Below are 20,991 nucleotides of genomic sequence, written 5' to 3'. Positions count from 1 at the left end.
AGCGTCCTGCGATGCGTACTTGTTCGTAGTTGTTCCCTCGAAAGGAGATCAGTTATGAAAACCAAAGCATCAAGATCGATACTGCGGCTTGCCGCAATAGGTAGTGCCGTGGGTACCCTAGGGTTACTCGCACTGCCAAGTGTCGCCTACGCCCAGCCGATGGCACCAAATCCTCCTACCGCCCCCCTCTTCCCGCAGAAGGTGATCACGCCGATCGCTTCAACAAATAATGCAACCAACGGCGACACCAATCCTTACGGGATCGCCGTCATTCCAAAGACGCTAGGCAACCTTACCGCTGGTGATGTGCTGGTCACCGACTTTAACAGTTCATCGGCTATGGGTGGGGGAACCTCGTTGGTCGAGGTCAATCCATCTACTGGTGCATCGAAGGTGTTCTACCAGAACGCCGACATCACGGGACCTGTCGGGATCGCTATCAACCCATCGGCTGATATCGTCTGGGTCACCTACTACGGAACAGCTGCCAATGGGTCAGGTTCAGGCTACGCAGTGATCTCGAATGAGGGTACACTGCTCGACAACTACACCAACACCACGAGCTCCTATAAAGGTCAGAAGAACCTCTTCGAGGGTGCTTGGGGAGCAGCCTTTGCTCCGGGGGCCTTCTTCTGGTCCAACGCAGGGGCAGCGACTCCTAATGCACAAGGAACGACGGGGCAGGTCTGGCGACTCAATCCCCACCCAGGGGCCACCGCGAACGGTCAGCCGATCAGTGCGACGTACGCTCCTTTGGCGACGAACCTACCGACCTCTGATATGGCAGATACCTCGCTGAGTCCAAGTACCGTGGCCGGTCCCCAGGGTATGGTCTATGACGCTACCAACGGTACGCTCTATGTGACCGACGACTACAACAACGCGATCTACGCGCTGCCCAATGCGTTGACCGCTACGGGGCCGGTGACTCCAGTGATGATTGCCCAAGGTGGGGCCCTCAACTCTCCACAGGGGATCGCTATCGATCCAATGAATCAAAACTTGCTTGTCGTGAATGGTGCCGGAAATAACAACCTTGTCGAGGTGACTCCGATGGGGCAACAGATTGCTACCAGGAGCCTGGATGCAGGTAGTGGAGGTGCGCTCTTTGGAATTGCTACCTATAGCCAGCCCATGCACCATCTCGGTCTCTACTTCGATGACTCCAACACCAGCACTCTCGACTCACTTGCTAACCCGGAACCGACTCCCCCGATGCCTGGGGTAGGACCGATGCCTGGAATGCCCCCGATGCCTGGGGTAGGACCGATGCCTGGAATGCCCCCAATGCCTGGGGTAGGACCGATGGCGCCGTAGCAGACCGGTCAGCACGGTCACCGAAACGTTCCAACACCTACCTCTCGGTCGGGTCTCAAGATTTACTCTGGAGACCCGGTCGAGAGGCCCCTTATTTGCCAAATGACCCTGCATCTTCTGCCCAATGAATCAAATCAAGGCACCCGATATCGACCCATGTCACCCCATCGACCTGCCACGCTCGCCACGATCCTGGCATGGATCTGCAGCGACCTCCTATAGAGGTGCCAAAGTCCGTCTCGCTGGGGAATGCGGCTTCCTTGGGAACTGCAACGGGCCAACGAGTACCTTGTAATCCCGCGAATTGCCAGCCACAAGTCGCCGACCAACTCGGCTTTTCATATGGCCAGGATCGTCCCGACATGATTAGCCGCTGGGCCGTTTTATACCCACTTGGCAACACCGGTTCGCCACGGCCACCGGACCTTCCAGTACGATCAAAGCCAAGCGGTCATCAATCGCTGCCGATACAAAGCGCGTCTTACCGCTCCCACACCTCATCATCAAGGTCATCCTGCAATATACGCTCGCGTACCAACTGGGCGAGCAGATGCTTTTGCACCTTTCCGGTCCCAGTCATCGGCCACTCCGACGACTGGACAAAGAAATAGTACCGAGGCACCTTGAACTTTGCTAGATGCGCAGAACACCACTCGACCAACTCACGCCGACTCACCGTCTTGCCCCGCCGAAGCTCGATGAGTGCTGCGCCCGTCTCCGTTGTGATCGGAGAAGGCACGCCTACCACGTAAGCCTGGTTCACTGCTGGGTGGCGAGAGAGCACCTCTTCAATCTCTTTTGGTGCGACATTCTCACCCGAGACCTTATAGAGCTCGTTCGCGCGTCCATGAAACTCCAGGTAACCGCGTCCATCGATTCGCCCTAAGTCACCAGTACGAAACCATCCATCCTTGTCAATATGGCGAGCAGTTTCTTCTGGCTTGTGATAGTAACCGCGAGTAACAAAATTACCTCGCACGACCAACTCTCCAAGTTCGCCATCGTCGAGGTCCTCGCCAGTTTCCGGATCGACCACCTTATATTGACTATTCGCCCCACCAAACTCCTCGAGTCCACTCGGTCCACCAGGTTTGATGTGGCCAACCTTGGTGGTGATGATCTCAAGACTGTCTCCAATCTCAGTATGCACCGTCGCCGCGGAGGCCTCGGTTCCCCCGTAACCTGTCACCACCTCAGTCAGACCAAAGGCGGCGATCGCGCGCTCCCAGAGTGGCACCGGAGCGGGCGCTGCTGCACACATAAGCGCGTAGAGGTCCTGGAACTCATAGTCTTGACGTTCGGCCTCCGTCACCAGAGCAAGTAGGGTCGTCGGGACACAAAGGATGTCGTGCACTCGAAGATCCTGCACCATCTTGAGGGCCTGCGCCGGTCGAAAATTCGCCATCGTCACGATGGTCCCGCCAACAAATGACACTGCTATGAGACCTTCAACGAAGGCAAAGACATGGTAAAGGGGTAACGGAGTAAAGGCACGTCGACCCTGTTCAAACGCACGAGAGAGCCGATGAGTAGCCGCAGCGCAACAACATATCACTGGTGAGCATGACACCCTTAGGTTGTCCCGTGGTACCCGAAGTATAGATGATATTAATAACCTCGTCGGGATAACGGCTGATCGCATGACGAGCGCCGAGGGCAGCCTCAGGGATCGTCTTCCCCTGTGCCCGAAAGTACTCCCAATCTTGGAACTCCTCCTGTACGGGTGAATCGGTGGTCGCCAGAACGACTACCTGTTCAATGGCGAGAGGGTCCCCAACACCGTCGTGGGCGCGCAGGATGGCAGCAATCGCCTTCTCGTGGTCGACACCAGCGATGCTTTGATGGACAAACACCCACTTCGCATCAGACTGAGCAAGGAGATAGTCCAATTCGTCCTCACGGAGCATGGTGTTAAGCGGGACGGCAACTGCGCCGATCATGGACGCCGCCACGGTTAAGAACAGGAATTCAGGTTCGTTGCCAAGCAACAATGCTATATGATCCCTGCGGCGCACCCCCATCCCTAGCATCGAGCGCGCAATCGAGCGCGCCTCCTCGATGAGCTCTGCATAGGTGACAGTGCGCTCTGGGGTGATGAGCAACGGATGCTCACCAAATTGCAAGGCCAGCTGGCTGAAATGGTCGCTCAACGTCCTTCGTGGCCATGGTGCATACTCTTGTCCAAGCCAAGCTCGCCGTTCCGAAGTGTTCCCCATGTTGTCCACCTCCTCAAGGACTGCGCTACCTTTGTTGACTCCCCCACCGAGGGATGTCTGGAAAGCACCCACCACTCATACTGGCACAACTACTTGGTAAATGCAACTTGTTTTGGCGACAGTCACTTCATCGCCAACCCAGGTCGGGTGGATGCAAGTAGCCTGATCGAATGGGCCGCGAAGCCGTAATGATTCAATGAACGTCACTTACTGCTCCGAAGATCTCGTAACGCTCGTCCACCCAAGCAGTCGATGCCTCGCCTGACCCGCCGCTACCTGGACCTACCCCACATCATGGGTCAGAACAGTTGTGTTCGTCCGAGTGGGTCCCCATTGGTTGCGAGCGCGTTCCGATGTTCGACCATCGTGTGGGATCATCCTGGCCTGACGCTATTGGTCGACCGGGTTGCTGAACGCATCCCCCGCCCGCCGTCAACGGCAAGCAGTATAAGCTAGTCGCCACCTCTTCGCTGGCTTCCGAACGAGACAATACACTCTGGACCATCGCTGTTAGCCCGATGCGAGAAAACTAGAACACGACCTCTTCAGCGACTGCGATCGAGTTCACGCGATCCGGGTACTCGAGCCACATCATGGTATTGTTGAGATCTTCGACAATATCCGCTGCCTCAATCCTGCGCTCACCGTCGACCTCTGTAACGGTCGTATGAGCATCTTCAACAAGTGTCAAGTCATAACCCCGATCAAGTGCGCCATACGCCGTCGCCCGAATGCACCAGTTCGTCGCCGCACCAGCGAGGATCAAGCGACTAGCTCCGACCCTCAACAACTCAGCCTCAAGCCGAGTCTCCTCAAATGCAGAGTTATACCTCTTATCGATCCGCACCTCGGAACACGCAGGGACCAAACCGGGGACAAGCTGCCACTCGGGGCTACCGAGGACGAGATCGTCACTGTTGTGTTGAATCCAAAAAATCGGCGACTGTGCAACTCGTGCCCGTTCGACCACGCGGCACACCTTCGCAACCACTCGTTGGGACTCCCACGTACCAGCCATTACCCCTACTTGGACATCGACCACCAGTACTGCCGCCTTGCTCCCTCGCCGAACCGTTGCCATCTCGCATCCCTCCTCGCTCATTCTCCCGTCGTGGATATCTTCAACTCCTCCGCGGAGTGGGCCCTCGTGTTGCAAGCTTTGCCATGCCCCAACCTTACAAAACAGCGCGTCGGCACTGTCACAACCTTTACTCTACGACAACGACATGCAGTTCTGCTCAAGAGAGCGATCCCAAACTTGGAATTCCCGCACGCACCCTTCTGGAGACCGGGTGGGGTGGCTCGTCTCAACGCAGATCGAGACGCTGCGGATCGCTACCGCACCGGGCCTGTCTGGCAGCCCACAAGCACCACATGCTTGTCCTGTGATCTATCGTTGTCCCAACAACCTTTGCCTACTCGATCCGCGAGCCTGCCGCGCCAGAACTCACAACGCCTCAGGGGCGAATACCCCTGAGGCGTTGACAAAGTAAGCACCCTGCGATCACATCGAAAAGCAGACCTAGCCCAGATTGTCCTTACTGTCTACCGATCGCATGGTCCCATCTGGAGTGTTTTGCACCTGTTCAGTGGTTACCGTATGACGGCGCCCACTTGACAGACTCACTACAATTCCCAAAATCAAGGTCACGACTCCCACGATAAGCAAAATCAGACCAACCTCAGTGATTGAAAATCCCGTCGTACTAGCGGTGACGGCGTACTTCATAATCGCTCCAGCTGCTGCTAGTACGATTCCTAAAACTATTATTCCTGTACCAAATGGACGGTTCATATTTTTTCGCCTCCGTTATCAATTGTAACCTTATTTTCATTCCATTGTGACCAAAACCATTTATTCTGCAGCAGAAGCGCAAATAATCTTCCACTACACCTCATAGGTGCACAACGACACCTCCACTAAAGCTACCATAATCGTTTATATTACAACGTCTACCTGCACTAATACAGAAAATGCATCATTACCATGGCGTCAACCATGAGTATTCATAGCACTCACCTCTGGGTAAACGTAAGGTGATCAACCAACGTTACACCGGTCGACCGACGATCTCGCATTACCCGAACTACCACTCACCTTTCCTTGCTACTACCAACCATAAGCTTCGAGCAAGTTCGCCACGAATTCCAGAGGCTCAATGAGCAGAATGCCCCATTACTCGTCGACATCGCTTGTACGTTCCATTTGCACGTAGAACACGGGGCACAACCGGTAACCTACGATCAGTTATCTCAACCGATACTGTGACAATACAGACCGCACGCGCTGACACCTTTCCCTAGCCATCAGCGCCCTCGAGTGGACCGTGGGTGCCCCAGTAGTACAGCCGGGGAGGGTTTGCAGTGACCGACCATTCTCCTAGATCCGCATCCTTTCCCCACTAGCGCAGCGGCAACAACTACATCCTTGTGATGAGTGCCATCCATCGCATCTCCTTCCTCCAAACCTTGGCCCGTGGCTTTGAACAACACCTCAAGCCTCTCGCGCCCTACAGCCTCCCCGCAATTGGCTCGCTATACACCCAACCGCCTACCGACTCCGGCGTGGGTGAACACTTCCAGACCCAACGCCGCATCACACTCTGCGAACGCGCTGCCATGTGCTTGGCAGCGGTGGATCAATTCAACGAAACGAGCAAGCCAACGCACGTGCACACTCTGGAGCACCAGGACATTACAGGAGCGCAACACCGTGTTGACCGGCACCGATATCACATTCACCATGACTGCCGAATGTCCACTGCCATCCCACAGAACCATTCGGTGTCCATTGCGCACGCCCGTGAGGCACCAAGCTGCCAAGGATCCGGATCTGGCCAAACTGCAATCATCGCTCAGAATGAGCGGAAGCGCTCCTAGTGTTCGAGTGACCTCCACATCGCTTGCGTGTCGATGGACTCATCAGTAACGAGCAGCTCTCATCACTTCGCGCTCGCGCGTGCTGCATACGCGAACAGTCGACGTACGCAGAACCTGAAACGAGGCGCGCCTCCTCAACCCATCAATCAGATGCCCGCTGCCGCATCAGTCACGGTCAAGACCCAATAGCTAGGGCGGCCAGCAACCATCCCCGAGAGTACTCGCCGCTTAACCCCCGGCCATCACCGTGCGAGCGCCATCCCGATCAGTCCCCTGAGCGACTGCCGCTGAAATCCCTGTGTATCAAAGTTTGACGGAGCGAGCCATTCTTCATAGACCGGTCGCAAGATCCGCCAATCCCCGTCCGTCAGTGAATACCAGGCGGTGTCTCGGTTACGCCCCTTAACCACCGTCGCCTGACGAAAAGTTCCCTCATACATGAAACCGAGGCGTTCGGCAGCACTTCGGGAGGGAGTATTGAACACATCACATTTCCACTCATAGCGACGAAACCCGAGCTCATCAAAGGCGGTGCGCATCATCAACACCATCGCCTCAGTAGCCGCCGTGGTGCCTTGCAATCGCGAGCTAAAACACAGGTGTCCAACCTCGATGGTGCCCGCCAAGGGATCGATACGCTGGTACGCGGCAACACCGCCAGCCCGTCCGGTCCCGTCGACGATAGCAAAAAACATCGGATCCTCACGACCTGCGACCTGCGCAACCCAGTCACGGTACGCCGCAGCGCTAGCGAAGGGACCATAGGGAAGATAGGTCCATCGACGGTCATCAGCATCTTCGCCGTTCGCCGCATAGAGCTCGCAGCTATGCAGTGCGGCGTCGAGCGGCACCAGAGAGCACCCTCGTCCCCTCATGACCTGCGCTGACGGAAACCGGGCAGGGACCCAGTGATCGACGCGATCACCTACCGGTTGGCCAAACTGATTGAGCTCACTCACGGTACTCAGTGTATCAAGGCCCTGCCGACGAGCTCATCTTGGAGGGTTTGGATGCAAGCTGCAATCAACGGCAAGCCAACACATCTGAGAACCCATCTACTCCGCGGTACAACGCACGAACCTATCCGGATGTGCTGCAGCTCATCGTCACACCCAAGGGCGACCTGAACAAAACGGATACACTCGCCCGTTTCCGGCACTCTGGGCGAGTTCAGACGCTAGCCCTCATGTTCTGGCGCCCACACACCACCGACATGTTCGCCCATCAACTGGAGCAACTGGGTGGGCTCTACCACGACGTCCGCCTCACGTAGCTCCTCAACAGACCACCACTGAAACCCGAGCAAGGTCGCTTGCTCTTCATCGGTGAGTGCAGCTGGTTGCACAGCTGCATCTCCTACGTGCGCCACAAAAAACGGTTCCTCCGCGACCAGCCGCGTCCCCGCCCAAAGGCTGTTACGCTGCACTCGAACGACAGGACCAACGATAGTATCTGTTGGCAGGCCGGTCTCCTCCGCCATCTCCCGGCGGGCTGCATCGATCTCCGACTCTCCCTCCTCAACACCGCCACCCGGAGGCTCCCAGAACGTTCTTCCATCGATAGGGTCACGCCAATGCAATAGGAGAACTCGTTCGAGACCATCAAGACAGATCACACGCACCGCAGGCCTGACGACTGCTGGCACACCCTCTAAATCATCGGCCATCATGGTGCAGTCTCCCTTCGACCACCAAAGACTCCTGGTCCTCTTCTCATCCTGACCCTCCACAAGTCTCGTCCCCCGCACACGCTTGAAGACTAACGCGAACCGCTCTTCATCCGTCCAAGCGGCGAGTAACGGCGTCGACGCCGCCGCGCCCCTGTAGTCAACCGACCCTCGCTGATTATCGATGGATACCGACATCTGTTGCCCTTGGTCCGGCGAAGGTGACGATCGGACGACGACCTTCATCGCTAGCTCTCGGAGCAGAGCCAGCCAACACTGCGGCGAATAGGCATCCAGTCGGGCACCGTGTTTCCATCTTCTCCACCAGCGACTGAGCTAAGCGATCATGAGGCACTAACGTTAGGGTGATGGATCTCCAGTTACGCCCAGCCGAAGCTGGCACACTCAATGAACATGTCATCGAATCATTGGCCCTGCGTGGCAATCCACTGGGGGACCCTAGCGCGCGCCCATTGGTGGTCTATACGCCTCCGGGTTACGACGAAAATCCCGATCGACGATATCCAAGCATCTATGTCATCCAGGGTTACACCGGCCAGGTGAGTATGTGGTGGAATCATAGCCCATTTGTACCCACCTACCCGAAGATGGTTGACGATCTCTTCGCCTCTGGTGACGTGCCCCATTGCCTCGTCGTCTATGTCGACGCTTGGACCATGTACGGAGGTTCGCAGTACGTTGACTCTATTGGAACCGGTCGCTACCACACCTATCTTTGTGACGATGTGGTTTCCTTCGTCGATACCCACTACCGCACGATCGACGACCCCGCCCATCGCGCCATTCAAGGTAAATCAAGTGGCGGTTTTGGGGCGATGATCACACCAATGTTGCGACCTGATCGTTTTGGTGCTCTTGCATCCCATGCAGGCGATACTCTCTATGAACTCTGCTACGGAGCCGGCTTTGGCGATGCAGCACGACTGCTTCGGAATTGGGGAGGATCGCCGGAACGCTGGTGGGAGGACTTCTGTGCTAGACCCGCCTTTACGCATCCTGCCGACATGACCCTGCTTGGCCTCTACGGCGTGGCAGCTTGCTTCTCTCCCGATGCCAACGGGAAACCAGTCCTCCCATTCGACACCCAAAGCGGACGTATCATCGACGAGGTATGGGCAAAATGGCTAGCATGGGATCCGGTTCGAATGGTCCGGAGCCACGCCGACGCTCTAAAGAGTCTTCGCGGGATCTGGATCGACGCCGGCAAGAGTGACGAGTACTATCTTGATCTGGGAGCACAAGCCTTTGTCGATGAGCTTGCGGGCATCGGTGTGAGCGACATCCATTTTGAGCTCTTTGATGGCAAGCACGGAAACATCAGTTACCGGTATCCCCTATCTCTCGCCTTTCTTGCGCAACGGATCGCACCGTAGCTCGTTGGCGGCCTGGCGATAACCAACCTCACCCGATCCTCGTATCTCTTCCGTACGCTTTGCACACCAAGCGATGCTCGCAATGAACGATCTAGGCGCCCCACTCTCCTGTCGTTTTCGAAGTGCGCGGCTCCCGCGTGCATGCTTCCCTTCCCTCGACGGAGGACCTAACCAGCACTGATTCGCGCTCGCTCATCTCCATTGCTACCCGCCCCCACGCGAGGATATCGCCAGCGCCAGGAGGGCAACACCGTCTCACAGCCATCTGGCTCCCTAGCTCCAGCACCACGACGATCCTCAGAGAACGCAGGATCAAGGGCTGAATCACCGAGGTGTTGGCACGCCCAAGCGAATCGGTCATCATGGGTAGTCGCTGGTCGACGAGTAACCGAGTAACCCATCGCTAGCCGAGCGAACGCCAGCCCCAATCGAGGATTAGTCCCACGAGAGGGGAGACTCAGTGGTGCAACGATCAGTGCAGGAGCACCACTGGGCCCTGCGACCTAGACCCGGTGGAGAACGAGAACCTCATCCCCTACGTTCAGCGGGTGCCAGCAACCAGCCCATGAAGGCGAGCACAAGAGTCCCGACGGCCTCTATCACCAGTGACTCCACTGCATAGGGAGCACTCAGCGCGTCACGAAAACCGAACAGGCCCACCTCAACACTAGCGAAGAGAGCCGCAATGGTGCCCCCCAAGAAGAGGCTCGCACTGAGGTACACCCACCGGCGAGGTCGCACGAGTACCATGATCGCCAACACCAATGCGAGCACACCCTGAACCACGAAGAGTGGGCCGATCGTGGGTACATGGCGGTACCCGGTCAACCAAAGATGCACGTGCACCAGCCCTGAGAGCACGAGCGCGCTCGCACTGACGATCGCCCCTAACCAATACGAGCGTCGAGATAGTGAACGGCGGCGGACTTCTCCGGATTGCCCTTCACTCGGCTGGGTCTTCATGGTATCCTCCAAGGGCATTGTTCAATGAGTTCTACGTCACCACAGGCCAAAGCAGATGGGCTCAACGACCAAATGGACGCGAGTGCGTCCAACAGCCAGCTCGTGTCACTCCTCAGCAACAAGCTGCCACCAAAGACCCACGACATCAGACTCAGGTCGGGGAAGCGTTGCTATGGTCGGCTTTGTTCGTGCCGGAGGCACATCCAGTCTCCGGACATCGAGCGCTCGACCCAACCATCGGTCGCCGAGCGGCCAACCATTCTCACCCAACCACCATCGACAAGATCTTCTAGCTGTTGATGCTGTCCAAGCACACGGTCAAGCACCGTTGTGTCAGCATCAATGACTACGAGCAGCCGAAGTGGTGCATGGCGCTGACCATCACCGTCGGCGACAGACTGCTCCGGTAAACCGACCCGCAGGTCCCATCCATTCCCCTCAAAGACTCCAAATCGTCCGACGACGTTATGCAGCACTTTGTCACCAGCACCAAGGACATCAGGTTCAAGGCTCGAGAAGAGATAGGACATGTTGATCCAGTGGGCCACGACCATCGGACCAAGCAGGACATCGGCCAGCAGGCTACCATCGACATCGGCATCAGCGTGATAGGAGTGGAGAAAGACTCTGCCAGCAAGATCGGCGTGACGCGTCAAGGAACGATCACCGATAACCAACGCAGCATTGTGGATGAGACCCATCTCCGGCCGCACCTCCGACCAATCCCTCGAACGGCGGCGGCGAGATCGTGAGCCAGCCTCACGACTCAGCCGCTCCAACGTCTCGACTAGCGCCGCCAACTGGGGATGTTCGGCATCGGCCTCACCAGAGGTGCCTACCAACCCAATACTGTCGGTCGTGGTGATGTGTTCTCCAGCGAGAAAGCGGGTCGAGGATGGCAGGTGGATCCCCTGCTCACTAAGGCGGGTGCGAATCGAGGTGGCATTCAACAGGATGGCCGCCACGATGGCATTGAGCGTTCCTCGGCTCCCCCCACAGGCGCCGCATTGGAGACTAGCAGCAAAGGCGTTGTTCGTCGATACCGCCCGATGCCCCACCAAGACGACCAGCGGCGCGAGGTGCTGGCTGAGTCCAAGCGTCGTCAGCATCCCGCCGAGAGAGATGGCAAGAGCGTCGAGCTCCGTAGAAGAACATTCCCCAAGTGAAGCATGCACGTGGCACTCCATACGCACAAGTGCATCTTGGGCCTCATCCTGATGAAAGGACCGGTGCCCTCCTAGGGTTCGCCGTAGGGCATCGAATCCAGCGAGCAGACCCCCTACTTCGGCACCAAGGTATGGTGCCACCCCGACCTCCTTGACCGCCTTGACCGGATCGCCAAGTGACCAGGCGTCATCGTCAATACCTACCGCCGCCAGATCGGCCTGCAGCTCGAAGAGTGGCTGGGCAAGCGGTGGAGCTAAATCCCGAATCGGTAAGCCATCAGGGGTAACGATGCGCAACGGCACGCCGAAGAATCCCGCAACCCCGTAAGTCTCATAACCATCAACCTGTTCAAGCCTGCGTCGCATCCGGTCTGATCGTGTATCCATACACAGAAGAAACTGCACCTGCGCTGTGGAGATCTCTCTCGGTGTATCACAGGGACGCAACTGGTCCAGGAGCCTATCCCGATAGGCGAGTTCTGCTCCAACTAAGACAGAGGACAGAGAGGATCCCTGATCCTCACGGTCCGTTGTGATCTCGCCCACTCGCATGGTCTCCTTGGTCTCGACCAAGGTCGGCTGCTGATCAGGCAGGAGGTCGAGGCGACCAGTCACCACGCGATACAGGAGCTGGAGAGTGACAAGATCAGAGAGTCGTAGTGGCGGGTACCCTGGCGCGATCGCTCGGTTCAGCTCCTGGAACTTTGCATGACCAGCCCAACCGGGAAGGCGTACCAACAGCGAACGAAAGAGCGTCACTCGATCGGTCGCATCGAAGTCGACTTGCCCGATAAGCGCAAGCAACAGGGCCTCATGGTCGGTGGGTAAGCTCGTGATCACGGCTGACGCCTCTGCACCCAAAAGACGGCGGGTCACTCGATCGACGCGATAGAGACGCCTCCAGACATCGAGCAAGCCCTCCTCACCTTGGAGGACAATGCCACCAGTGGTCAACCCGAGACACCAGCGAGCGATATCGCGATCAAACGCCTCCGCAAGCCCATGACTACCCATCGGCCGTACTTGCCGTCGATGATCCCGCGAGGCTGTAGGTGTGCTCTCCATGGAGGCAAGCGTCTGCAGCGGCAGCCATCGAGCCAGCTCGCCCACTGCAGCATCGAATGGAGTATCGGCCAACCCCACAAGTGGGTTCATCGCCACACCCATGGCCAATGGCCAGAGGGGGGCGATCAGTCTCCCAGCCTCATCGATCTCTGCTCGCAACTGCGCCAAGGTCGTCATCATCACACTAACCAGCGAGCTTGAGTTCATCAGGCTCGATGCTGATCGGCGCCAAGGTCGTGACATCACGGTTTCGGTACCCTCGGATCTGACCTACTCCGTCTGCCAGAGAAGCAAGAACTCGGCCCACCTTTGGCCTCTTCGCCAAGGAACCGACCAGCACCACTGAAAGACCCACTACCAAAAGCCACCACGGCGAAAGGGATGAGAAACCCGCGGTCGACAGGGAAGTGCTCGTATCGTTGGTCACCAGGTGGACAAGCAGACCCAAGAGACCGAAGGCGAACACCACCCCAACGTCCGCCTGGATCAGGCGGTACCACCCAGATCGATCAGCATGTAGCCGCCAAAGGTACGTCAACGCCGTCACAAAGGCGAAGCTACCGAGCACGACGGCGAGCGTGCTCACAGGATTGCCCTCCAGCACCACCATCGCCAGCGCTCCAAGGAAGGCAACGGTGAGCACCCACCAGACCGAAAGCGCCCGCGGCCGCGAAGGGGTTGACAATCTTGGCCGCGAGGGAGGTAGCGTGGTGGCGATCTGAGAGGAGCTGGAGAGAAAGAGCCAGGCCTTGTAGGCGGCATGGAGACAGAGGTGAACCAAGGCCAGCGCGAAGGCTCCGACCGCAATTTCGACCAAGACAAACCCCATCTGTGCACTCGTCGAAAGCACGAGTCGGCCTTTATAGTCACCGCGGTAGCGCGCACTCACGACGGCGAACACCGCGGTCAGGCCACCGACCCCAGCCAAGAGCCAGAGCGCTGGAGCAGTGCCAAGCACGACCGGCGCCAACCGAATGATCACGATCATCCCCCCGTTGATCACCCCCGCATGCAAGAGCGCCGAGACTGGAGTGGGCGCATCCACCGTTACCCGCAGCCAACCCAGGAATGGTCCCTGTGCCGACCGGACCAACATGCCCACTGCCAGCAACATCGCAATCGGCAATGACCAACCTCCGAGTTGAGGATGTTGGTCAAGTTGTGCGATCGGTTGATTCCCAACTCTGATCAAGAGGAGTACGAAACCAGCGGTCACCAGCACATCGCCGAGTGCAAACGCCCGCACTAAGGTTCGCACGCTCGACGATCGACCACGATAGCGAAAGGCCACGATGTACGCAAGGCCGACCATCCACCAGGCCACCATCAAGGTGACGATATTGACGGCAGCAACGACCATCACAATCGAGAGCACGACGCCAGATCCCGCCGCCCGTATCACCGGCAACGCCGGGTTTCCCTTGAGATATCGCTCAGCGAAGGTCATCACGATAGCACCGACGAGCAAGACCGTGGAGGACCAGAGCAAGGCAAAGGAGCTAAAGCGAAGACCAACATCACCACCGGCAACGCCGATCTCGCCACCAACGGCTCCCATAGAGGTGGTGACGACAAAGCAAGCCACAGCAAACCAAAGTGCCACGGAACTCACCACACCGGCCCAACGGGGCGTGATCAGCAGACCCAGGAGCGCCAGAACGAAAATCCCTACGAGAGCAGGGAACAACAGATCTCCAACAATCGCCGTCATGACGTGATGCACTTTCTCATAGCCACCACTATATACGCAATTGATTTCGTGTATTCCACTTCGGTCATTATTTTTGCGACCGTGCCTCACGGGCTGAAACCTGGTACGATCCTTTTATGGACGCCTCAATGCCCGATCAGCGGCAGTGGACTTTTTTATCCAATCATGGTCATGTCCTTATTCTCATTGCGCAGGATCCAGAGATCCGAGGACGTGACATCGCCAACAAGGTCGGCATCACCGAGCGCGCCACCCAAGCCATCATCGCCGACTTAGTCAACGCTGGCTATGTCGAGCGGGAACGGCGAGGGCGCCGCAACTACTACCAGGTCAACCTGGAATTGCCCTTGCGCCACAACGTCGAAGCCTCGCACACAATCGGCGAACTACTCAAAGTCATCGGCTCGCTCTGAGAGCCCCCGACACACACCGTGAGTGACCGGGTGGGCGGCTCAAAACTCAACCGCCAAAACCGCCAAAAATGGTGTTTACGGGTTCACGAGGTGCACGACAGAGGGGTCCCCATCGAAGAAGGGGCTGAGCAGTTTTCTCCACTCGGCGTAGGCTTCAGAGGCACGAAAACCCTCGAGATGATCCTCGAGGGTCCTCCACTGGGCACACAGCACGAACGTAGATGGGGCCTCATGGACCCGATAGATTGTGGCGCTCTCGCAACCAGGAAATTGGGCTAAATGTGGGCGAGCTGCAAGATAGCTATGATAAAATGCATCCTCTTGACCTGCCCGAACACGAAACGTTGCTAACTCAGTAACCATGTCCACAGGCTAGCCGAAACCTACCACCGTGAACCAACGCCGAATTAGAACCGCTCTCGAGCACCGCCGATCATGCAATCGTTTGCACGGAAAGGAAACCGCCTGGACGCTCGCGCTGTCCAAGCACACCAGCTTGTCGACTACCGCTTTGGCGATCGAGGTTACTGGACCAGTAGCCCACTATCCCCTACGGTGACTATCGCCCGAAGAAGCGTCGAGTCTTCGTAGTCGTCGCCGCGCCTTCGCTTGCACACTGGCAACGATCAGATTTTGGAATGTGGCCAAGAACCTGCTCGACATGGGCGCCACAACCGGCCCAGGTTGGCTTCTTACACTGCTTGCACGTAACTGCTCTACACATACCCCATACGGTATATTCCGCCCGTATCACACCCGTTCGGTTATTCCAAAATTTCTAGGCCTATAAGCAGAGTCGCTGCTGTTCTGCTGAACTTGGGGCTGCGACGCACCTCCAATGCGCGCCTAGATTGGGATGGTGGCTCATAGTGCGCAAACTGCCCAGCAGCGTGTCCCGGCACTGCGTCGCACGTCCGGGATCGTATCGTCGATTCTTCGTGGTCTACTGGGAGTCGCGATAGCGGTGGGCATCACCAGCACCTTCGTCCAACTTTTCCTACTCCTCTCGCCCACCTTTCTCGTCAACTGGTACGCATGGCTCACTATCGATGTGCTCTTGGTGCTTGGAGCAATCGCCCTTCGCCGGCGCGCGCGCGCCGTAGCAATCGGGGTCAACCTTGGCACTATCGGCCTGACGATCGGCATCTTGATGCTCGCTATAGGTCAGACCACTTGGCACTACCGCCTTACCCCCGCACAACCCGTCGTTGACCATCAACCGCGCATCGATACGATCTTCCTTGGTCCCTATTGGGGCACTGCACTCGGTCGCGCACAGGCCGCCACCGAACTGCGGGCATTCTCCGTCTATGACACCAGTGGCTGGTGGCATCTACTGGCCACCTATGGAGTAGGACCGCTGACACTGACGAGCTGCAGTGTCGTCGCCAAGAATCTTCGGGGGCGCTCACTGACCCAACTCGTCGATGCAGCCGCACAAACGCGCGGTGATGCGTGCCCGGGCACACTCCCGTTGGTGGACCAAGCTGCATTCGCCAGCCATCACCCACCAGAGCTGATCATTTTTGCTGGTCCAAACCAATTTCTTGGTCAGCACCTCTCCGAGAGCGGCTGGAACTTTCGCACCCAGATTGCTCATCACCGTATTCGCGCCGCCATCATCCTCGACGGGTCGCTCAAGATCGCACCGGGAACCAAAGGAAGGTTGGTAGCGATAACGCCAGTGGAGGATACCACCCTCACACTCTCCCATGAACTTGCCGAAGGCACCACTAGCCTCGGGAAAGGCTCCATCAGCGTTGCCGCTAGCACACTCTCACGCTTCACGATCACTGCTGGAGCGGCGATCCTCTACGCCATGAGCGCACAATGGGGAGACATTGCTCCCTTCATCGACTCACAGCCCACCGACATTCTGCAGGTTGCTGACGCGTGTACTCCCGGCCAGCCAGCCTTTGTCCCATCCCCGCCTACCTCGTATCGATTTATTGACGGTATTGGCATGGTCTCCCTCCTCAGCCGCGATGGGAGCCACTGCGAGAATATCCACCATGGGTCCGTCATACGGTTCCCATCCCCGTGACGCTTTCTGTATAGATCAACCACCCTGTTACACTAGGAACTGTCCACCGAGCGGTGGGGTGTGCCGGGTAAAGAGGGGAACATATGGAGAGCATTCTGCGCCACCATGACAACGCAACCAGACTAGGGACAAAGCCGCTCACAGACTTCGTCGATCTCAGCCTGTACTGTGAGTCGACCATGAGTGAAGCCGAATACGCCGATCTAGTGGCGTTTCTCGAGAACAGCGGCGTTGCATTGACCGCCGAGCATCCTCTCCGACACCATCTTGGCATCCGGATCACCGCGGAGGCCGTCACGACAATCCTAGGCGTGACGTTGGTCGAGTTTATCGATGACGAATTGGGTCACTTCTTCGCTCCTGACCAAGAACCGACGATGCCACCCGAGTTCTCCAAAGTTGTAGCGATCCTAGGCCTTGACTCCGCGCCACAGGCACAGCCGCGCTTCCGCCCCGCGACACAACCATCGGTCAGCTATCTCCCAATCCAGGTTGCCAAGGCCTACCGTTTCCCTGCTGCATCAGCGGTCGGTCGCTCCGTCGCTCTCATCGAGTTGGGAGGAGGCTTTCGGCAGGCCGATGTGACTACGTACTTCCAATCCCAAGGGCTACCCGTTCCGACCGTCACCGCGGTCAGCGTCGACGGTGGAGTCAATGCCCCGACCACTGCAAGTTCTGCCGACGCCGAGGTCATGTTAGACATCGAGGTGCTTGGATCGGTGGCGCCCGGTGCTGGCATCGATGTCTATTTTGCCCCCAACACCGATCGCGGCTTCATCGATGCCCTCTCCGAGGCGAGCGCACCCACCGGTCCGATGCCTGATGCGATCTCCATCAGTTGGGGTGGACCTGAATCGACCTGGGCACCAAATTCCATGCTTCTCATGCAATCCGTCATCGCCGAGGCTACCACCCGCGGCATCACCGTGACTGTCGCCGCTGGTGATAATGGTTCGTCTGACGGACTCAACGATGGCCTGAGCCATGTCGACTTTCCTGCCTCCGCACCGAACGCACTCGCCTGTGGTGGCACACATCTCGAACTGACACCCCAGGGGACGATTGCCGCACAACGCGTGTGGAATGATACCGCCATTGGGGATGGCGCAACAGGTGGTGGGGTCAGCACGTTCTTCCCGCTACCGAGTTACCAGGCGCACGCCGATGTTCCTCCATCGGTGAATCCCGGAGGAACCGTCGGACGAGGGGTGCCCGATGTCGCGGGTAATGCTGATCCGCAGACTGGCTATCAGATCCTGGTCGACGGTTCTTCGATCGTTGTCGGTGGAACGAGCGCGGTCGCACCGCTCATGGCAGGCCTCATCGTGCAACTGGCGATGGCGACAACGACACGCCCAGGATTCGTGCAACCTACGTGGTATCCACTCGAACAGGCAACCCGTGGTAGCGCTGCTCCTGCGTTCTTCAATATCATCGAAGGTAATAATGGGGCCTACCAGGCACACGTCGGCTGGAATGCCTGCACCGGCCTGGGGTCACCCTATGGGGACAGGCTGGACACCAATCCCTCATGATGCGCCCGGAGGACATGCTCGGAGAGTCGCTCTTCGAAAGCCTCATCCCCCAGGCTGAACAACGAGAGCTCGATACCGAACGCAAACATGCCGATCAGCGCATCATCAATCTCTCGCGCGGTAGTGCGCTCTTTGGGGTAGCGCTGGCGATCCTCTTCTTGATCGAGATTCTCACCGTGCCGATTATGTCCCACGCCATCGCCTGGCACATCGCCGTTGGACTGGTGGCCGTTCCTCTGCTTGTCGGTAAGCTCACCTATAGCTCGCTCCGCTTTATCGGTTACTACCGAGGGGACGAGCGCTATCTGCAGGCGGGGGTTCCCTGGTTTCCGCTACGTGTTCTTGCCCCATTTCTCGTCATCACCACGGTCCTCGTCATCGGTAGCGGAGTCGAACTCGACGTCGCCGGTCCAACCTCGTTCTCTGCCACCTTTTTGGCGCCAGCGCACTTTCTCTTGTCAGCGGTGTGGTTCCTCTTGATGGGCTTTCACGTCGTTGCCTACTTCAACCGTGCGGCTCGTTCGACGATCAAGGACATGTCGTACCGCCTAACCCAACCTCGACCGAAGAGCTCACGATCCAGAGTTGCGATATTCCTCGTCACCTGTGCGATAGGCATCGTTCTGGCGACTCAGTTCCAAGGGCCCATCCAACGATGGGAGACTGCTTTTAACTCCAGCAGCGGGATCAACCCCTCAGAATTGACGCACCCACCTACGCAGTACTACAACCCTACTTCGCTCAAACGGGGACGAGAACGCGAGCGCATCCACGAAGAGAATGCGCTGAAGCTACGCAAGAAGAACAGCTAACGCCGATCCCAACAGAGCTCATTACCAGAGACTGGTGTTGCCAAGGACGCTACGGCCGACCTTGGAAGATCATGGCGCTAAATGATATAGTCGCCCGTTGGATTTCCGTCATAGCCAGATGCGAGACGGAGACGCTTTGGTGTCTCTAGGCTAGTGATCTCTGCATCTGCACCAAGATCGTTGATTGACTCACAGAGTCGGGGGTCACGCTTGACCACCTTGGCTGGGACGCCTACAATGACCGAGTGTGACGGCATCGACTCGAGCACGACCGCATTAGCTCCCACACTTGAGTCCTCTCCGATCACCACCGGGCCGAGAATCTTGGCACCGGCACCAACGACGACTCGATCGCCAAGGGTTGGATGGCGCTTGCCACGTTCAAGACTCCGGCCCCCAAGGGTCACCCCGTGATAGAGGGTGACGTCCGATCCGATTTCAGCGGTCTCTCCGATGACGACCCCGGTCGCGTGATCGATGAACAGTCCCGAACCAATCTGTGCGCCCGGATGAATCTCTACACCGGTGAGCGTGCGCGTGATCATCGAGACCGACCGCGCGAGCAGACGATGTCCTCGCAACCAGAGGGGATGGCTGATTCTCCATCCCCAAAGCGCATGCACCCCAGGATACGTGAGTGCAACTTCAAGGACACCATTAGCCGCTGGATCACGATCCAGTGCCGCCTGGATGTCTCCTCGCAGGGTACGTAACATCTAATCTCCTAGATCCGCAAAGAGCGGTGTCGATAGATACCGTTCTCCAAAGGATGGAATAATGACCACGATCAACTTACCCGCATTCTCCGGTCGCTTGGCTACCTCCAACGCGGCAAACGTCGCCGCGCCAGAGGAGATGCCCACCAGGAGCCCCTCCTCCCTGGCCATCCGTCGTGCATACTCGAAGGCAGCTTCATTCGCAACCTGCACAACCTCATCGACTACGGTCGCATCATAGGTCTGAGGGATAAACCCGGCACCAATGCCTTGGATCGGATGTGGACCCTTCTGCCCCCCAGAGAGCACTGGCGAAGCCTCAGGCTCCACAGCGACCATCAAGAGACCAGGCTTACGGGGTTTCAATGCCTCACCGATACCGCTTATCGTTCCGCCAGTGCCAACACCCGCCACGACAATGTCGACGGCTCCATCGGTGTCGGCCCAGATCTCCTCCGCCGTGGTCTGGCGGTGAATCGCAGGGTTCGCAGGGTTTTCAAACTGTTGCAACATCACGTAGTTGGGATCCGACGCAACCAGCTCGCTCGCCTTTGCGATCGCCCCACCCATTCCCTCAGGCCCTGGCGTCAGCACCAAGTCGGCGCCAAAGGCCCGCAGCAACATGCGGCGCTCACGGCTCATCGTCTCCGGCATCGTCAGAATGCAACGGTACCCTCTCGCTGCACACACCATGGCCAATGCAATACCGGTATTGCCACTCGTGGGTTCCACGATCACGGAGTCCTTCGTCACCCGACCCTCGGCGATCGCCGCCTCAAGCATTGCGACACCAATCCGATCCTTGACGCTATTGCCAGGGTTGAAAAACTCAAGCTTCGCCGCAATCGTGGCGTCAAGGCCCGCCGTCAACCGGTTCAACCGAACAAGCGGGGTACCTCCCACCAACTGTGTTACATCATCAGCAATCTTCACAAAACCTCCCCATTCTTCCCCTACGACAACGAAACTAACGGCACATTAATTCCGACCATTCCACTAGCATTTGAATCGTACCTTAGCAGCATCGCCAGCCAATCAGGCCGTTAACTGGTTCACGAGGGCAATCGAGCAACCTCGCTACCTCCAATGCGCA

18 protein-coding genes are annotated in these 20,991 nt (G+C 57.7%); 6 read left to right on the top strand and 12 right to left on the bottom strand.

From position 1 onward, the window contains the following. Window positions 1–54: 54 nt before the first annotated feature. The gene (locus M7Q83_RS10120) at window positions 55–1,317 is read left to right on the top strand and encodes a hypothetical protein (protein WP_298338174.1); all 1,263 of its coding nucleotides are present in this window, start codon (window positions 55–57) and stop codon (window positions 1,315–1,317) included. 481 nt (window positions 1,318–1,798) lie between these two features. Here M7Q83_RS10120 and M7Q83_RS10115 read toward each other — a convergent pair whose 3' ends face one another. The 6 genes from M7Q83_RS10115 to M7Q83_RS10095 all read right to left on the bottom strand — a co-directional run bounded on the left by M7Q83_RS10115 (window position 1,799) and on the right by M7Q83_RS10095 (window position 8,277). Further along, complete coding sequence (locus tag M7Q83_RS10115; RefSeq protein ID WP_298338172.1) at window positions 1,799–2,872, bottom strand: fatty acid--CoA ligase family protein; 1,074 nt, start codon at window positions 2,870–2,872, stop codon at window positions 1,799–1,801. After that, window positions 2,823–3,533: an AMP-binding protein gene (locus tag M7Q83_RS10110; RefSeq protein ID WP_298338170.1), complete on the bottom strand. Its 711-nt coding sequence runs from the start codon at window positions 3,531–3,533 to the stop codon at window positions 2,823–2,825. The genes M7Q83_RS10115 and M7Q83_RS10110 overlap by 50 nt, the downstream gene beginning before the upstream one ends. 529 nt (window positions 3,534–4,062) lie before the next feature. Then, window positions 4,063–4,614, bottom strand: a complete 552-nt coding sequence (locus M7Q83_RS10105) for an isochorismatase family protein (protein ID WP_298338168.1) — start codon at window positions 4,612–4,614, stop codon at window positions 4,063–4,065. Window positions 4,615–5,055: 441 nt separating this feature from the next. Further along, window positions 5,056–5,328, bottom strand: a complete 273-nt coding sequence (locus M7Q83_RS14295) for a DUF6458 family protein (protein ID WP_366526399.1) — start codon at window positions 5,326–5,328, stop codon at window positions 5,056–5,058. Between the two features lie 1,327 nt (window positions 5,329–6,655). Further along, entirely contained in the window at window positions 6,656–7,264 is a 609-nt protein-coding gene (locus tag M7Q83_RS10100) for a GNAT family protein (RefSeq protein ID WP_298338166.1), read from the bottom strand. A 326-nt stretch (window positions 7,265–7,590) separates the two neighbouring features. Further along, window positions 7,591–8,277 carry an NUDIX domain-containing protein gene (locus tag M7Q83_RS10095; protein ID WP_298338164.1) on the bottom strand — a complete coding sequence of 229 codons (687 nt, stop codon included), beginning with the start codon at window positions 8,275–8,277 and terminating at the stop codon, window positions 7,591–7,593. A 170-nt stretch (window positions 8,278–8,447) separates the two neighbouring features. Here M7Q83_RS10095 and M7Q83_RS10090 point away from each other — a divergent pair, with 170 nt between their 5' ends. After that, window positions 8,448–9,473: an alpha/beta hydrolase-fold protein gene (locus M7Q83_RS10090; RefSeq protein ID WP_298338163.1), complete on the top strand. Its 1,026-nt coding sequence runs from the start codon at window positions 8,448–8,450 to the stop codon at window positions 9,471–9,473. A 528-nt stretch (window positions 9,474–10,001) separates the two neighbouring features. Here the strand turns inward: M7Q83_RS10090 and M7Q83_RS10085 are convergent. The 3 genes from M7Q83_RS10085 to M7Q83_RS10075 form a co-directional block, all read right to left on the bottom strand. Beyond that, entirely contained in the window at window positions 10,002–10,436 is a 435-nt protein-coding gene (locus tag M7Q83_RS10085; protein WP_298338161.1) for a hypothetical protein, read from the bottom strand. A gap of 170 nt (window positions 10,437–10,606) precedes the next feature. Further along, a complete protein-coding gene (locus M7Q83_RS10080) occupies window positions 10,607–12,874 on the bottom strand; it encodes a putative inorganic carbon transporter subunit DabA (protein ID WP_298338159.1) in 2,268 nt (755 codons plus the stop codon). Further along, complete coding sequence (locus tag M7Q83_RS10075) at window positions 12,852–14,378, bottom strand: proton-conducting transporter membrane subunit (protein WP_298338156.1); 1,527 nt, start codon at window positions 14,376–14,378, stop codon at window positions 12,852–12,854. Before M7Q83_RS10075 ends, M7Q83_RS10080 begins: the two co-directional genes overlap by 23 nt. A gap of 116 nt (window positions 14,379–14,494) precedes the next feature. On the opposite strand from M7Q83_RS10075, the gene M7Q83_RS10070 reads away from it, so the two are divergent. Then, window positions 14,495–14,791: a winged helix-turn-helix domain-containing protein gene (locus M7Q83_RS10070; RefSeq protein WP_298338155.1), complete on the top strand. Its 297-nt coding sequence runs from the start codon at window positions 14,495–14,497 to the stop codon at window positions 14,789–14,791. A gap of 75 nt (window positions 14,792–14,866) precedes the next feature. Here the strand turns inward: M7Q83_RS10070 and M7Q83_RS10065 are convergent, their stop codons facing one another. Further along, on the bottom strand, window positions 14,867–15,154 hold the full coding sequence (locus tag M7Q83_RS10065) for an antibiotic biosynthesis monooxygenase family protein (protein WP_298338153.1): 288 nt from the start codon (window positions 15,152–15,154) through the stop codon (window positions 14,867–14,869). A gap of 496 nt (window positions 15,155–15,650) precedes the next feature. On the opposite strand from M7Q83_RS10065, the gene M7Q83_RS10060 reads away from it, so the two are divergent. The 3 genes from M7Q83_RS10060 (at window position 15,651) to M7Q83_RS10050 (ending at window position 19,182) form a co-directional block, all read left to right on the top strand. Further along, on the top strand, window positions 15,651–16,835 hold the full coding sequence (locus tag M7Q83_RS10060) for a hypothetical protein (RefSeq protein ID WP_298338151.1): 1,185 nt from the start codon (window positions 15,651–15,653) through the stop codon (window positions 16,833–16,835). An 83-nt stretch (window positions 16,836–16,918) separates the two neighbouring features. After that, on the top strand, window positions 16,919–18,370 hold the full coding sequence (locus M7Q83_RS10055; RefSeq protein WP_298338149.1) for a S53 family peptidase: 1,452 nt from the start codon (window positions 16,919–16,921) through the stop codon (window positions 18,368–18,370). Further along, complete coding sequence (locus tag M7Q83_RS10050) at window positions 18,367–19,182, top strand: hypothetical protein (RefSeq protein WP_298338147.1); 816 nt, start codon at window positions 18,367–18,369, stop codon at window positions 19,180–19,182. The genes M7Q83_RS10055 and M7Q83_RS10050 overlap by 4 nt, the downstream gene beginning before the upstream one ends. Before the next feature lie 77 nt (window positions 19,183–19,259). Here the strand turns inward: M7Q83_RS10050 and cysE are convergent, their stop codons facing one another. Next, window positions 19,260–19,898, bottom strand: coding sequence for a serine O-acetyltransferase (cysE, locus tag M7Q83_RS10045; protein WP_298338145.1), 639 nt, complete (start codon window positions 19,896–19,898; stop codon window positions 19,260–19,262). Then, entirely contained in the window at window positions 19,899–20,831 is a 933-nt protein-coding gene (cysK, locus tag M7Q83_RS10040; protein ID WP_298338144.1) for a cysteine synthase A, read from the bottom strand. Window positions 20,832–20,991: the final 160 nt, after the last annotated feature.

This window comes from Ferrimicrobium sp. (assembly GCF_027364955.1).
GTDB lineage: Bacteria > Actinomycetota > Acidimicrobiia > Acidimicrobiales > Acidimicrobiaceae > Ferrimicrobium.
Note: the sequence above shows the minus strand (reverse complement) of the source record. Positions and strands in the feature narration are given on the sequence as shown.